1 protein-coding gene is annotated in these 417 nt (G+C 64.3%); it reads left to right on the top strand.

Features of this window, described 5'->3' with window-relative positions:
- Nucleotides 1-417: translation initiation factor IF-3 (gene infC, locus I6F16_RS37685; protein WP_225174800.1), on the top strand; the 417-nt coding region annotated here is incomplete at both ends.

Raw genomic sequence — 417 nt, forward strand, 5'->3', positions numbered from 1 at the left:
GCCTCGGGCAGGGGTCGGATCCCGGCCCGAGGCACTGGCCATCGCCCGTGAGCTCGACCTCGACCTCGTCGAGGTGGCGGACAAGGCGAACCCGCCTGTCTGCCGGATCATGGACTACGGCAAGTACAAGTACGAGGCTGCGCAGAAGGCCAAGGAGTCGCGCAAGAAGAGCACCAACGTCGTCATCAAGGAGATGAAGTACCGGCCCAAGATCGGCGCCGGCGACTTCGACACCAAGACCAAGAAGGTCGAGAAGTTCCTCGGCGAAGGTCACAAGGTGAAGGTGACGATCATGTTCCGGGGCCGCGAGATGGCCCACCCCGAGCTGGGCAAGCGCATCCTCGACCACGTGGCCGAGGAGGTCGTGCACCTGGCTCGCGTCGAGGTGTTCCCGAAGCTCGACGGCCGCAACATGAT

The organism is Bradyrhizobium sp. IC4060 (genome assembly GCF_020193715.1).
Taxonomy (GTDB): Bacteria; Pseudomonadota; Alphaproteobacteria; order Rhizobiales; family Xanthobacteraceae; genus Bradyrhizobium; species Bradyrhizobium yuanmingense.